The organism is Sporomusa sp. GT1, from assembly GCF_014634905.1.
GTDB lineage: Bacteria > Bacillota > Negativicutes > Sporomusales > Sporomusaceae > Sporomusa > Sporomusa sphaeroides.
Window position 1 is genome coordinate 120,452 of the sequence record NZ_BMBX01000002.1, and the last position, 15,087, is coordinate 135,538.

Genomic DNA, 15,087 nt, shown 5'->3' on the forward strand with positions numbered 1-15,087 from the left:
CCGGGAAAGGAATGGGGCTATGGCACTGGTTGTTGAGGATTTACGAACTTATTATTTTCAGACAGGTAAGGTGACTCCGGCCGTTGACGGGGTAAGCTTTGCCGTGTCGCCGGAAAAAACGGTATGTTTGGTAGGGGAAAGCGGCTGCGGCAAATCGGCGGTAGCGTTGTCCCTGCTGGGACTTATTGAGCCGCCGGGAAAAATTGTGACAGGCCGGATCAGCCTGGACGGGCGCAATCTTTTAACCCTGCCGCCGGAAGAACTGAGGTTGTTGCGGGGACAGGATATTTCTATTATTTTTCAAAACTCGTGTTATTCGTTAAACCCCTCGCTGACCATCGGCATTCAGCTTGCAGAGACGGTACTGTCACATCGGGAGGTCAGCCAGTCTGCCGCTAAGGAAATGGCTGTTGATGTTCTGCGGCGTGTCCGTCTGCCCGAACCGGTTAAACTATGCAACCGTTATCCCTTTGAGCTAAGCGGTGGTATGCAGCAGCGGGTAATGATCGCCATGGCGCTGTTGCTGAAGCCGCGGTATCTGATTGCCGATGAGCCAACCTCTGCATTGGATATCACTACCCAGACCCATATTCTTGACGAATTAATGGAACTCAAAGAGCAGTACGGTGCAGGCATGCTGTTCATTACCCATGATTTGGCGGTAGTTGCCGAGATTGCCGATGAAGTGGCAGTCATGAGGCAGGGAAAGATTGTCGAATACGGATCAGTCTTTGAGGTGTTTCAAAATCCTGCGCACCCCTATACCAGGCAGTTATTGCAAGCCGTTTAAGTGCAGGGATGATTGCTTGGAGGTGAAAAAATGTGAGTCAGCCTTTATTGAAAGTGTCTAACTTAAAAAAACATTATATCGTCCGGGATTGTCTTTTTGCCAAAAGGAGAGTACTGGCGGCGGTAGACAATGTTTCGCTTGCGGTTGGCCGCCGGGAAACCCTGGGAATTGTGGGCGAAAGCGGCTGTGGCAAAAGCACTTTGGCACGCTGTCTTGTGAGTCTGGAGAAAACCACAAGCGGTCAAATTCAGTTTGACGGCGTAGAGCTAACTACCGCCGGACGGGAAGAACTGCGGCAGCTGCGCCGCAATTTGCAAATTGTCTTCCAGGACCCTTATGCGGCGCTCAATCCACTCCGGACGGTGGGCGAGAGTATTATCGAGCCGCTGCTCAATTACCATCCGGGGGATAGCCGGGAACTGGCGGAAAAGGTAGAACAGCTGCTGACTGTGGTAGGACTTAAACCGGAATACAAAAGCCGCTATCCCTATCAATTCAGCGGCGGGCAGCTGCAGCGTGTGAATATTGCCCGCGCCCTGGCGCTCAATCCGGCTCTGGTGGTATGCGACGAGGCGGTATCCAATTTGGACAGCATTGTGAAAACGCAAATTGTGGAGTTACTCCTGCGGCTTCAGGACGAATTTAACATGTCGTATATTTTTATTACCCATGACCTGCATGTGGTCAGGCGGATAGCCGACCGTGTGGCCGTTATGCTGGGAGGGAAAATTGTTGAAGTATTACCTGCCGGCGAATTAGCTGCGGCCATTCATCCGTATACCCGTTATCTGCTGTCATCCACGCTTTCCGGCGACCCTCGAAGACGGCGGCAGCGCAAGCAGGGGACTCTGCTTACCGGGCCGGCAGGCAATGGCAGCGCCGTCTCCGGCTGCGCGCTGCAACACCGGTGTCCGGAGTTTTGCGAGCAATGCCGTGTCGAGGAACCGCTCTTAAGAACCATTGGTTCCATCCATCAGGTGGCCTGTCATTTAATTGGATAAAGGAGGAGATAGCTTGTCAACAACAGCGATGCAAAAGAAAATGTGCTTATTCGTACTGCTGGTATTTGCGTTAACCGCACTGGCCGGCTGCGGCGGCAAGCCGGCCAGCGCCCCGGCCAATACCACCTTAAAGGTGGGGTGGGATTTTGAGATGCCAATTGCCGACCCGGTTAAATCAGGGTATTTTCTGGTTCGGAGCGGCATTATGGAAACTTTGGTTGCGGTGGATTTTGACGGCAGGCTGGTGCCGGGGCTGGCATTGGAGTGGCAGGCCATTGACGCCACCGCCTGGAAGTTTACGCTTCGGCCAAATGTGAAATTTCATGACGGTTCCCTGATGACTGCCAAAAGTGTCAAGCTGGCGGTGGAACGGTTTGCCGAAACCGCTAAAACCATTCCCCTTGACAGTATTGAGATTGTTTCCGACCATGAAATTCTTATAAAAACCCGGAAGCCTGTGGTGGCATTGCCTGCTTATCTGGCTACGCCGGAGGCGTCAATCTATGGCGAGAAAGCCATGGTGGACGGGAAATTTATCAGCCTGATCGGCACCGGCCCCTATAAATTCATGCAGGTGGCGCAGGACAAAAGCATTGTCACCGAAGGGTTTACTGAATATTGGAAGGGTGCACCGCACATAAAGCAGGTCATTAACCGTCATTATCCTGATGCTCAAACCCGGTTCATGGCGCTGCAGTCCGGTGAAGTTGACTTCATCCGCAATGTCCTTCCGGCCAATGCCAAGCTGCTTCAGGACAAGGCCGGCTATCAGGTGGCAGTCAGCCCTGTGGGGCGGGTGCGGGTCATCTATTTTAATACTGAGCAAGCCGGGCTGGCCGACCGGGAGGTGCGTCTGGCAATCAACCATGCTCTTGACCGGGAGGCTATTGTTAAAGACGTTTTGGGGGGATATAGCAAAGCCGCCGCCGGGATGTTCCCCGACAATCTGCCATGGGGCAATCCTGCCATCAAAGCCGGTGAACATTCTGTCGCCACAGCCAGGACCTTACTGGATAAAGCAGGCTGGGTGGACAATGGCAGCGGTATCCGGGAAAAGCAAGGCAAAAAACTGGAATTAAATCTGATTACCTATAGCAGCCGCCCGGAGCTTCCCGATATAGCCCTGGTTGTCCAGGCACAGCTTGCCGCTGTGGGCATCAAGCTCAATATTCAGGTGGCTGATATCGGTGCTGTGGAAAAAGCCATGGCATCTAAGAATTTTGATATGGTGCTGGTGGCACGCGGACTGGCCTTTACCCCGGACCCGTCCATTGCCTTTGAGGATTTCCGTTCAACCAGCATGTCGAAATACCGGCCCAACTACGTGAATAAGGAACTGGACAGCTTGCTGGAAGGTGCTTTAAGGGAAACCGACCCAGCCAAACGTCAGGCTGATTATTATCAGGCGCAGGAGATTATTGACAAGGAGATTCCGGCCATCTTCTTGAATTATTATGTACATGTGGATGCGTATAAGAAAACATTGCGGAATTTCCGTATCCATCCCACGGAAGCTCATGTATTGACAAGTGATTTGCAATTTCAATAATATAAATGGGAGGCGACATTCCATGATACAAGAGGACAAGCTTTATAATGTATGGTGGCAGAATCGCACCGAGGGCGAGCAGCAAATGGAAGACCGGCATCTGCGTGGCTGGCGGGAAGTGATTCACCTGATCCAGGAACAGGATCTGTCCGGAATGACGGTACTAGATTTTGGCTGCAATCAGGGCGGCTTTTTGCGGCACCTTTACCAGGTCAAGCCGTTTAAGGAGGGCATGGGCATTGATTTGGCGCAGGAATCGATTGCTGTTGCCAACGCGCGCAAAGGGGATTTGCCGTTAACCTATGTTGCGACAACTACGCCGGAACAGTTTGTCAACCGGTTTGACCTGGCTGTCAGCCAGGCTGTTATCTACCTGATTAAAGACCTGAAAACCCATGCCTGGAAAATCAAGCAGCTGTTAAAGCCGGGCGGGGTCTATTATGCCACCTACACGGATTTGAACGATAATCCCAGTTTGCAGCGTTTTACTGAATGGATTAACCGGAACAGTCTGGTAGAATCCAATGCCCATACCCTGGATTTTATTACCCGGACTTTTGCCGCCGAGGGATTCCGGGTGGAGCTTCAGCGCCGCAGAACACAGGGATTTATTGACATTTCCCGTGAAGAAGACGGCTTTTTATGTATTGCCGACAAAATGAAGGCATCTTATGAGCAGTCGTATATCTTCCGGTTTGTATTGACGGAGAAGTAGGCAATCCACCCCTGGCAGGTGGCCGATGATTGGAGGATATGATATAAACGATCATGCTCACTATGGATATAATGTTAGCATTAACCGATGTTCTTTCTATGTGGAAAATAGCTCTGCCGGCCATGTTCCTGGGGTGTTATTGCGGTGTTGTGCTTAGAACCGGCAAGTTTTTCCGCTTTTTCAGCAAACTCACGCGGCCGATGACCGCCCTGGGGAAATTGCCGGAAGCACTTGGACCGTTTTTTATGTTATGCTTGTTAAACCGTTTTGCCGCCAATGCCATGCTGGCCGATTTTGGCAAAAGCGGCGCGATATCGAAAAATACCCTGATGGCTGTGTATGTAATGGGCTCACTGCCGACAAGCATCTATTTTTCGGTTTTCTATTTTAGTCCTGTTCTGGTTACCTCACTGGGGTGGGAGCTGGGGCTGTCGTTTTTTTTCATCAATATTGGGATAAGCTCCCTTGCTACCATAAGCGGCTTTGTCTGGAACAGGCTGCTGGCCAAGAAAAACGGGGCAGATCAGTGGCAGGAGCAGCAGGAAAACTGCGCCGCAGCGGCAGATGAGACTGACCTGATTGCCGCAGGCAGAAAAGCCTTCCAGCAGTTCTGGGATATTGCCGTGGTGTTTATGCCCATTACCCTGGCCTTCGGCTTCCTCATGCATACAGACTTTATTAAAGACCTGATAAGCGGGCTTGACCCGTTCCTGCGCTGGTTTAAGCTTACGGCTGCCGGGGTGCTGGTCATTATCGCCGGGATACCCACCATGATTGCCGCCATTGGTGTGGCCGGAACCTTGCTGCACAGTGGGGCGCTGGCTTCTCAGGATGTTATCTTTGTCCTGCTGGTCGCCTCGTTTTTTCATAATGTTTACTATGGTTTATCGCAGGTATTGCCTGCTAACCTTTCTATTTTTGGCGCTAAAAACGGGACCACGGTTACCCTTGTGGGGACAGGCATTTATCTGGCCATGGTGGTAGCGGGGGCCGGGCTTGCGCTGTATCTGAAAGGCAGTTGACAAAGTGGTATTTTTTTCAGCTGATTTGTCTTGTCAAACCAATAAGAATTATGTTATTATTTTAACAAATGCAGCTAAGAAAGCTGTGCGGTAACTATTTTAAGTAAAGTGGCATACTGTGAACCAATAACCATGAAGGTATTACGGTTAAGAACCGTAGTTCTTTGTGGTTTTTATTTTTTGGGGGTGGCGCTTGAGTTATTTGCAATAAGTTTGAGTATAAGATAATCTGTGGAGGTATTATGGAACTTATTATTAGCAGCATTGAGTTATTCAAAAAAGGCGGTCTGGTAATGTATCCGCTGCTTGTATGTTCGCTCATGGTCGTAACCATTGCTGTTGAACGCTATCTGTATTACCGTAAAGCGGCTACAGACATCAACATACTGTTGACTGAAGTGACGCCCAAACTTGACAAATATGATTGGACGGGAGCGCAGTGCGTGTGTGAAACTAGCGGCGGTGTAACGGCTGCCATGCTGGCGCGTGGTTTGAGCAATATTCACTTTGATGCCTGTGATTTAGAAAGTACCATGACCGGTTTTGCAGCTCAGACTGCTTCTAAACTAAGAGAAAAGCTTGGTTATCTTGATACCATTGTTACTTTGGCGCCGCTTTTGGGTTTACTAGGTACCGTTGTCGGGATGATTTCATCCTTTAACATCATGACAATTCAGTCAGGCCAGCCGCATGCCATTACCGGCGGGGTGGGCGAAGCGCTCGTGGCTACCGCAGCCGGGCTGTGTGTAGCCGTTATGGCACTTATTGTACATACCTGTTATACTCACTGGCTTGATCGGATTATTACCGGCATGGAGCAGGGCGGTACCGTATTGACTGAGGCTAAGAGACGGAGTGACCGACGTGAAACTGCGTAGTCTGAGAGTAGAGCGCCAGCCCAAGCTGATGATTATTCCGATGATTGATATTATTTTCTTTTTACTGGTGTTTTTTATGATGAGTACTTTGTACATGGTGGAGCAACGGACCTTGCCTGTTAGTTTGCCCCAGGCTTCGGCAGCGCAGGCAGATGTGGCGAAAAATGTCGCGATTACCATTGCGCGGGACGGTGCGGTTTATGTTGAACAGGAACAGATTCCGCCTGAGCTGTTTAAAGTCCGTATCCAAGCCCAGTTAGTCCGCCAGGCAGATTCTGCGTTTGTTTTGCGGGCAGATAAACAAGCCGAATATGGCAGGGTTGTCCAGGTTCTTGACGAGCTTAAGGCGCTGGGTGTGAAAAAAGTAGCCGTAGCTACCGAACAGGCACAGAGGTGATGTTATGCCAGAACAGTTATATTGGCGGCGTGCCCTGATGGTTTCCTGCTTTATTCATTGTTTGATTTTTGTCGGGGCCGGCTGGCTGGGAACCAGTGTATTCAGCAAAGTGGCAGAACCTGAGTATATTGAGATGGAACTTATCAGCAGTGTGACTGCCCCGGAGCAGGCTGCCGCAGTACCGGTGGCTATGCCGCAGGAGGCTAATACTGCCGTTAAGCCCACGACCCCGGTTGACGTTCGTCCGGTAGTTGCCGCTCAAAAGCCGGTAGCAAATGTGGCTGCCAGCGAGGTTGTAACCGAAAGCTTTAGTCCGGCAGCCGCAGCGGCTGCGCCGGCAGGCACCGGTTCAGGCGAGGCGGCGCCTGCGTTGGCTGCGTCCGGGACCGGCGTATCGGCTCCGGCACCCAGAAGGATATCAGCGCCACAGATATTAAGCAAGGTTGAGCCTGCCTATCCGGATGATGCCAGACAAGACGGATTTACCGGCACCGTGGGCGTAAAAATTGAGGTGTTGGCAAATGGCCGGACCGGAGAGGTTCGCCTGGCGCGCTCCTCCGGCCGGGGCTCTATGGATGAAGCAGCCCTGCAGGCTGTCCGTAAATGGCGGTTTGTTCCTGCCAAGGACGAAGGCAGCGGACAGGCTATTCGGTGTTTTACTACATTGGCGGTTGTGTTTAAGCTGAGATAAGTAAAGCCTTTCAAAGATGGTTATACAATTACTATTTGTCCCGTTGCTTGTCAAGAAGCTGGAAGCAGTCCCGGGGGCGTTTAGGAGAGTGAAGGTACATGAGTAACGAATGCGAGTTTTTTAATAAGATTGCTGATAAATGGGATAATACACGAGCAGTGGATGTTGACAAGATTGCCGGGCTGGTAGCAATGATTGACTTAGAGCCCGGGTTTGCGGTGCTGGATGCCGGCAGCGGCACAGGTGTACTGCTGCCTTTCATCAAAGAAGCGGTTGGCCCTGCCGGACAAATTACGGCAGTAGATTTTTCCGCCAATATGCTGGCTAAGGCTAAAGAAAAATACGGCCACCTTGGTGATATTACTTTTGCTGTTGTCGATATTATGGAGTTTGTACCTGAGAACGGTTTATTTGACGCTGTAATATGTTTTAACTTTTTTCCGCACATCAAGGATAAGCAAGGGTTCATGACTCATATGCAAAGTCATCTGCGGCAAGGCGGATTTTTGGTCATCATGCACGATATTTCCAGGCAGCAAGTCAATGCTATCCACAAGGACAGTGAGGCTGTCAAGAATGACCGCCTGGCGTCGGGAGAAACGGTAGGCTCCTGGCTGACAACTGCCGGATATCAAGTGACACAGATAGTTGATACCGGGGATCGTTATTTTATTAGAGCGGTGAAACCTTAGTTTAACCGTGATGCATAAGTTGGAAATTTATGTATTGCAGCATCTTTTTAGAAAAAAATTATAGGTATATAAACGTGGGTATGAAGCCAACGGTAATTTGCCGCGGCTTCATGCCTTTTTCTTTTATTCAATCAAAAAAGTAAAGGAGATGATTGGGTGACTAGAGCACGGGAAACTGTATCGAAAAACACAATTGCAAGAATGGTAGTATACTATAATACTTTAGAAAAAATGAAGGAAGAGGGGGAAAGGATTTGCGCTTCTACCCGGCTTGGTCAGCGTACCGGCATTGCTTCGCCGCTTATTCGCCGTGATTTAGCCTGCTTTGGTGGTTTTGGCAAAAAAGGAGTCGGTTATGAGGTGAACTTTCTCTTGTCCTGGATTAAAGAAATTCTTGGTTATAATACGGAATGGAAGGTGTTATTTGTCGGTGCAGGTATCTCTTTAAAGGGAATAGTAAACTCGTATGGCTTTTTGCCGCCTGGCTTTAAAATTGTTGCTGTTGCTGATTTGGATAAAAACAATCATGGTTACAAAATTCCTGAACTTAATGTAAAAATACAGCCGTTAGAAACCTTGTCCAGCTTAATAAAACAGCAGGATATATCCATTGGACTTGTTAATGTGCACCCAAAGCAAGCGCAAAAAGTGGTTAATATTTTAGTTAAAGCAGGAATAAAAGGAATTGCCAATTTCTCACCTATATCGGTATTTGTGCCAAAACATATTTCACTCAGCCAGATCAATGTAAGCTCTTGTCTCAGCCAATTGTCATATAATCTAAGTGACAGATTACAGGAAAGCATCCTTGTTTAGGGCAGAGCATTAGGCGGTTTGTTTATTCTTTTGCTGGCTAGAAAACTGGAACGGTCTTAAAATATTGGCACTGCATTAGAAGCAATTTCTCTATTTTTTGCAAAAAGCTCAACAGATGAATGAAAGTAATCTCTGATAAAGCCACTACCGTTTGCTACTTATCTTTTTATATTGACAGAAAAAACAAGTATGTGTAAACTATAACATAGTTAGTAGCTGAAGCTGCTATTACGGTTGCAGAAGATATCAGTGCTAAGGGTATTTTGGTAAATAACCTGGGAACATTGCGTAACTTGACCATGAAGGTTATTGTCTCAGAGATGGGACTGTAATTTTCGTGGTTTTTTTGTTGGGTTTCTACGATTAAAAACAGCTAAGTTAGGGAAATCTGCACCCTATTCAGGCAATAATTGAAAAATAGTGGGATTGTTTTAGCCATGAAGGTAAACAGCACCCGCAGCAAGCGGGTATGTTTATTTGTTATGGCTATTTTTTATCCGGTATAAGGGTTTTGCGACGACTGCTTTTGCAAGTTTGTAAGGTCATAGTAATAAGGGGGAGATGTGGGTGAAAATCGGAGCTGTTATGTGGGCAAGCTATATGCCGGCCTTAGCGGCGGCGGTGAAAGATATCGCCGGCCTTGAGCTAAGGATGTGCAGCATTCGTGAGTTAGAAGCTATGAATTACCGGCAGGCCTTTTTTGATTATCTGCGCTTAGAAGCTGATGTACTGTTTTTGTTTCCTGCCACTAGTGGTGTGTGGGAAGAAATCGCTAAGGAAGTCGGCGACTTAACCAAGCAAAAGCCGGCAATCGCTTTTGGTTATGATCCGGCCCTTCTTGTTTATAATACTGTTGGCGCCAATGTGGCCTTAACTGTACAGCATTATTTAACCTTAGGCGGCGTAGGAAATGCCAAAAATGCACTTTTATATATTATGAAAGAAGTGCTGGGTGCCAATGTTGCCGTGTTAGCGCCGGAAGAAATTGCCTGGCAGGGGATTTTTTATCCTGGCAGTGAGCGTTTATATATAGATGCGGTGGATTTTATGGAGAACTGCCCCGCCTACCGTCCAGGCAGGCCGACAGTGGGCATACTTTTTTACCGGCATTTGTGGGTTAATCATAACACCGAGGTGATTGAAGCGCTTGTACGGGAATTGGATGAAATGGGGTACAACGCACTGCCTGCTTTCAGCACCGGACGGCAAGATGTCGAAACAGGTTCGGAAGATAATGCTTTTGTCATACATAACTATTTCATGATGAATCACAAGCCGGTGATTGATTGTTTAATTAATCTCCAGTCCTTTCTGCTCGTTAAACAAGGCGAATCAGAGCGAACAGCCAGACCTGGCGGTGATGCTTTACTTCGATGTTTGGATGTACCCATTATCAAGGGGCTGCTGACCTACAGTAAAACAGAGACAGAGTGGCGGGCTGATCCTTATGGGATTTCCGGTCCCACTATGGTGATGTCGGTAGCCATGCCGGAGTGCAATGGTGTTATTGAACCTATTGTCATTGCTGCGCTGAGCCGGGTTGAGGAGCAAAGCATCGGCGGAACCCTGGATTTTTATCTGCCCATTCCGGGGCGGATTAGGTATTTGTGCCGGCGGATAAAAAAATGGATTGCGCTTAGGGTGAAGCTGCCGTCAGAGCGGAAAGTGGCCATTATTTTGCATAATAGTCCCTGCCATGGTACAGAACTGGCGGTTGGCGGCGCCGCCAACCTGGATTCCCTCGAGAGCGTGGCCCGTATTATGTCAGCTATGCGGAGCGCCGGCTATTCTGTCAATAATCTGCCGGAATCGGGCAAAGAGATTATTGACCGCATCATGGAAACAAAGGCCATATCGGACTTTCGCTGGACGCCGGTTGAAGAAATCGTGGCAAAGGGCGGGGTTATCAAATACCTGAGTGAAAGTGAATACCGCCGATGGTTTGATAAGTTTCCGGCCAAGGCGCAAGCTGCCATGATTGGAACCTGGGGTAATCCGCCGGGCGAAGAAAAAGACGGTGTGCCTGCCGCCATGGTTTATCAAGGGAAAATATTGATTACCGGGGTGGAATACGGCAATGTCGTTATCTGCTGTCAGCCCAAACGGGGTTGTGCCGGGCCGCGCTGTGACGGTCAGGTCTGTAAGCTGCTGCATGACCCGGAATGCCCGCCTACCCACCAATATGTCGCCACCTACCGCTATTTAGAAGATATGTGGGGCGCCGATGTCCTGGTACATGTCGGCACCCATGGCAATCTGGAATTCCTGCCAGGCAAATCAGTAGGACTTTCAGAAACTTGTTTTCCGGAGCTTGCTTTAGGGACAATCCCTCACCTGTATATCTACAACACAGATAACCCGCCGGAAGGGACAATTGCCAAACGGCGTGGCTATGCAGCGCTTATCGGGCATATGCAGACCGTTATGGTGGAGGCTGCAACTTATGGACAGATAGCAGACCTGGAGAGCTTTTTAGATCAATACATTGAGGCAAAACATACCGATCGCGCCCGCAGTCATGAACTGGAGCATCTGATTATGGACAAAGCGGTGGAAGCCAGGCTAATGGAAGATATCGGCCATAACCATGATGATTTTGCCGGAGTAGTGGAAAAATTGCATGGGCTGATCACCAGGCTGAAAAACCGGATGCATCAAGACGGCATGCATATATTTGGTGACATTCCCGCAGGCGAGCGCCGGGTAAGCTTCATCCAGGCAGTACTTAAGCATGATGCCGGCGACCGGGGTACCTTGACCCGCTTGGTGGTAGACCTCATGGGTCTTGATTATGACCGGGTAAAGGACAACCCGCATGAGTGGCATGAAGGGTTTGGCAAGAATTATGGCGCATTGCTGGATGATGCCAACAGCTATGTCAAGGAATTTGTCCGGAAATTGCTGGTTAATTGATTGATATTGCAGAGAGGTGGCAACATGGCGGTGAGTGGTGTAGACATTAAATTGCTGGCGTTGGCTAAAGCGGTGATGGGAACTCATTTGGTCAATCTGCCAAAAGTTGAAGAGCTGGGGTACTGGCAGGAGAAGATAAAGAACATTGATGCCAATTTAACTGCATCAAAGGAAATAGACAGTTTATTGCATGGCTTTGACGGCGGCTATATTCCCGCAGGACCGTCAGGACTGATTACCAGGGGGCGGGCTGATATTCTGCCGACAGGGCGGAATTTTTACAGTGCCGACCCTGAGCGGATTCCGACCAAGGCGGCCTGGAAAGTGGGACAGAAACTAGCCGATGCCTTGATTGCCCGGCATGAGCAAGACACCGGGCGGGTGCCGGAAAACTGCGGCATGGTGCTGTTTGCGACTGACTGCATGTGGACAGACGGCGAACAGGTAGCCCAAATTCTGGCTCTGTTGGGAGTAGAACCTCAATGGATTGCCGGTGGGCGGGTAAAAGGATTTCGCATTATCCCACTCAAAGAACTGGGGCGGCCACGGATTGATGTGACACTCCGCATCGGTGGTGTGACCAGGGATTGTTATCCGGGAATTATCGAATTTCTGGATGAGGCAATCCGGGCGGTAGCCGGGCTGGATGAATCCTGTGAGCAAAACTATGTACGCAAACATGCGCTGGAGCAACTGGAACAAGCTGGGGCAAATACCCCTGAGGCGTGGGAACAGGCCACAGCCCGGATTTTTGGCAGCAGGCCCAATACCTATGGCGCGGGAGTAAGTCTGGCAATCCATGCGTCAGCCTGGAAAACCGAGAACGACTTAGCCGATATCTTCATTGCCTGGAGCGGTTATGCCTATGGCAAAAACCGCGGCGGCCAGTCGGCGGCCGAACAGTTCAAGCGTCAACTGACCACCGTGGATTTGACTTACAACAAGGCGGCTACTGATGAATATGACATTTTTGGCTGCTGCTGTCACTTTTCCTACTACGGTGGTTTGACGGCCGCCGCCCGGACGCAGACCGGCGGGGAAGTTAAGACCTACTTTGGCGATACCCGCGACCCGGAACGCCCGGCGGTTACCAGTTTGTCAGAGGAAATCAACGGTATCGTCAGGACCAAGCTATTAAATCCTGAGTGGATTGACAGCATGAAACGGCACGGCTACAAAGGCGCCGGCGATATGGCTAAGCGCGTTACCCATGTATATGGCTGGGAAGCCACCACCGGCGAGGTTGCCGACTGGGTGTTTGATGATCTGGCCAGGACCTATGTATTGGATCAGGAAATGCGTGAGTGGTTTGAGGAGAATAATCCCTGGGCAATGGAGGAAATCAACCGCCGTTTGTTAGAAGCGGCTGAACGGGGATTATGGGAGGCTGACCCCGAAGTGCTTGACAATTTGAAAGATACCTATATGGAGATTGAAGGCTGGATGGAAGAACGGATGGGCGATGTAGCAGGCGATTATCAGGGGGGAAGCGTGGATATTATTACGGCCGATGATGTGCCGGCGTGGAAAGCAAAGCTGGCTAAATGACTAACACATTGCCGGTGCCGTCCATGTACCGATAATGAAGTTGAGGCGAGAACATGAAAAAATTAAGTAAACAGCGTAGAATTATATATCCGTTTGCGGCCTTAGCCGGGCAGGAAAATTTACAACTGGGACTGCTGCTGCATGCGGTAAACCCCCGGCTGGGCGGGATACTCATCAGGGGTGAAAAAGGCACTGCCAAGTCGACGGCTGTTAGGGGATTGGCGGAAATACTGCCAGATATGGAAGCTGTGGCAGGCTGTCCGTATCATTGCGACCCGCAGGATACCGGCAAAGCCTGCGGCGGCTGCCGCAGCCGAGCGGCAGAGCCGCAGATTTTTACCATGCCTGTGCCTGTTATCGACATCCCGGTATCGGCTACCGAAGACCGGGTGGTTGGCAGCCTGGATTTTGAACAAGCCCTTAAAGCCGGCCGGCGGGCATTTATGCCTGGCCTGATGGGAGAGGCTAACCGGGGCATTATCTATATTGATGAAATTAACCTCTTGGATGATCATATTGTGGATGTGCTGTTAGATGCGGCTGGCAGTGGTATTAATGTAGTTGAACGTGAGGGGATCAGCATCACCCATCCGGCAGACTTTATCCTGGTAGGAACAATGAATCCCGAAGAAGGTGACCTTAGACCGCAGTTATTGGACCGTTTTGCCTTATGCGCAGAGGTTGCCGGCTTGACAGACCGCGAGGCGCGGGTGGAGATCATGAAACGCCGGGAAGCTTTTGAGGCAGATCCGGCTGCTTTCCGTGAGGCCTGGCAGCAAGAGCAGTCGGCTTTGCGCGCGCAGGTGATTACAGCCCGAAAACTGTTGCCTGAGATCACATTGCCGGAGCAACTATATACAAAGATTAGCCGGCTGTGTATTGAAGCGTATGCAGCCGGCCACCGGGCTGATATTATGCTGGCGCGGGCTGCGGTTAGCCTGGCGGCCTGGCGTGGACACCGGGAAGTGACAGAAGAAGATGTGAATGATATTGCGCCCATGGTGCTGGCGCACCGCCGCCGTGAACCGCCGGAAGAATCCGCAACACCGCAGCAGCAGGAACAAGAACAGCCTGCCCCGGCAGAGAAAGCGGATGAATCGCCGGAGGCGCAGGATAAACAGTCTCTACCGCCGCCTGCTGTCCGGCAAGAGGAGGCGCAGCAGGAAGATACCGATGCGGACAGGGACAGTAACGGTAAAGCCAAGCCGTCCACCGAGATGGTCTTTGCCATTGGCAGGCCTTTTGCCATCAAACGGATTACGATGGATAAAGACCGCCAGGCACGCCGGGGCTCCGGCCGCCGTTCACGCACCAAAACCAATGCAAGTGTTGGCCGCTATGTGCGCAGTACCAGCCGCCGGGAACGGGACGATCTGGCTATTGATGCCACCATTCGCGCAGCGGCCCCGTTTCAGCGCAGCCGTAAGCAGAATGGCATGGCACTGGTTATTGAAACAAATGATATCCGTGAGAAAGTGCGGGAGAAACGCATTGGTAACTTTATGCTGTTTGTTGTGGATGCCAGCGCTTCCATGGGGGCCAGACAACGGATGATTGAAACCAAAGGCGCTATTTTATCCTTGCTCCAGGACGCGTATCAAAAACGGGATAAAGTAGGTATGGTGGCTTTCAAGGGCGACCAGGCCGAGGTGTTATTGCCGCCAACTAACAGTGTGGAACTGGCGCAAAAGTGCCTGGTGGAAATGCCGGTCGGTGGCAAAACGCCGCTGGCGGCAGGGCTGATGAAGGCGCAGGAAGTGGTCAGGCAGCAGTTGAAGCGCAGTCCTCATATGTGTCCCATTGTCGTTATTTTGTCTGACGGCAAGGCCAATGCCGCCATGGCGGCGGATAAGCCGCTGGCCGAAGCGTACCGGGTGGCTGAGAGTATGCGTGAAGAATTCAATAGTAAATATATTGTTATTGATACTGAAAAAAAGGGACTGCTGTCCTTTGGTAAGGCTCAGGATTTGGCCGCCCATCTTGGCGGGGAGTGCTATACTATCGAACAGTTAAAGGTTGACAGTCTGGTGGATATTGTTCGGGGAGCGTTAGCTTAACCTGATATTATTTGGTAG

General features: G+C 50.3%; 11 protein-coding genes and 1 pseudogene. All 12 read left to right on the plus strand.

All coding sequences use genetic code 11. From position 1 onward, the window contains the following. Nucleotides 1–19 precede the first annotated feature (19 nt). The 12 genes and pseudogenes from GT1_RS04210 (at nucleotide 20) to GT1_RS04265 (ending at nucleotide 15,069) form a co-directional block, all read left to right on the plus strand. Nucleotides 20–790 carry an ABC transporter ATP-binding protein gene (locus tag GT1_RS04210; RefSeq protein WP_188397668.1) on the plus strand — a complete coding sequence of 257 codons (771 nt, stop codon included), beginning with the start codon at nucleotides 20–22 and terminating at the stop codon, nucleotides 788–790. Between the two features lie 32 nt (nucleotides 791–822). Beyond that, a complete protein-coding gene (locus GT1_RS04215) occupies nucleotides 823–1,791 on the plus strand; it encodes an ABC transporter ATP-binding protein (RefSeq protein WP_188397669.1) in 969 nt (322 codons plus the stop codon). Nucleotides 1,792–1,804: 13 nt separating this feature from the next. After that, on the plus strand, nucleotides 1,805–3,340 hold the full coding sequence (locus GT1_RS04220; RefSeq protein ID WP_188397670.1) for an ABC transporter substrate-binding protein: 1,536 nt from the start codon (nucleotides 1,805–1,807) through the stop codon (nucleotides 3,338–3,340). A 22-nt stretch (nucleotides 3,341–3,362) separates the two neighbouring features. Beyond that, complete coding sequence (locus GT1_RS04225; RefSeq protein WP_188397671.1) at nucleotides 3,363–4,055, plus strand: bifunctional 2-polyprenyl-6-hydroxyphenol methylase/3-demethylubiquinol 3-O-methyltransferase UbiG; 693 nt, start codon at nucleotides 3,363–3,365, stop codon at nucleotides 4,053–4,055. Between the two features lie 62 nt (nucleotides 4,056–4,117). Further along, on the plus strand, nucleotides 4,118–5,077 hold the full coding sequence (locus GT1_RS04230; protein ID WP_188397672.1) for a hypothetical protein: 960 nt from the start codon (nucleotides 4,118–4,120) through the stop codon (nucleotides 5,075–5,077). Between the two features lie 242 nt (nucleotides 5,078–5,319). Continuing rightward, nucleotides 5,320–5,955, plus strand: coding sequence for a MotA/TolQ/ExbB proton channel family protein (locus GT1_RS04235; protein ID WP_188397673.1), 636 nt, complete (start codon nucleotides 5,320–5,322; stop codon nucleotides 5,953–5,955). Further along, nucleotides 5,942–6,352, plus strand: coding sequence for a biopolymer transporter ExbD (locus tag GT1_RS04240; protein WP_188397674.1), 411 nt, complete (start codon nucleotides 5,942–5,944; stop codon nucleotides 6,350–6,352). Before GT1_RS04235 ends, GT1_RS04240 begins: the two co-directional genes overlap by 14 nt. Before the next feature lie 4 nt (nucleotides 6,353–6,356). Then, nucleotides 6,357–7,043, plus strand: a complete 687-nt coding sequence (locus GT1_RS04245; protein WP_188397675.1) for an energy transducer TonB — start codon at nucleotides 6,357–6,359, stop codon at nucleotides 7,041–7,043. Between the two features lie 98 nt (nucleotides 7,044–7,141). Beyond that, nucleotides 7,142–7,735: a class I SAM-dependent methyltransferase gene (locus GT1_RS04250; protein ID WP_188397676.1), complete on the plus strand. Its 594-nt coding sequence runs from the start codon at nucleotides 7,142–7,144 to the stop codon at nucleotides 7,733–7,735. Between the two features lie 156 nt (nucleotides 7,736–7,891). Continuing rightward, a complete protein-coding gene (locus GT1_RS04255) occupies nucleotides 7,892–8,551 on the plus strand; it encodes a redox-sensing transcriptional repressor Rex (protein ID WP_188397677.1) in 660 nt (219 codons plus the stop codon). 678 nt (nucleotides 8,552–9,229) lie between these two features. Then, nucleotides 9,230–13,012 (plus strand): annotated as a pseudogene (gene cobN / locus GT1_RS22495) (cobaltochelatase subunit CobN). 53 nt (nucleotides 13,013–13,065) lie between these two features. Then, entirely contained in the window at nucleotides 13,066–15,069 is a 2,004-nt protein-coding gene (locus GT1_RS04265; protein ID WP_188397678.1) for a putative cobaltochelatase, read from the plus strand. The last annotated feature ends 18 nt before the right edge of the window (nucleotides 15,070–15,087 follow it).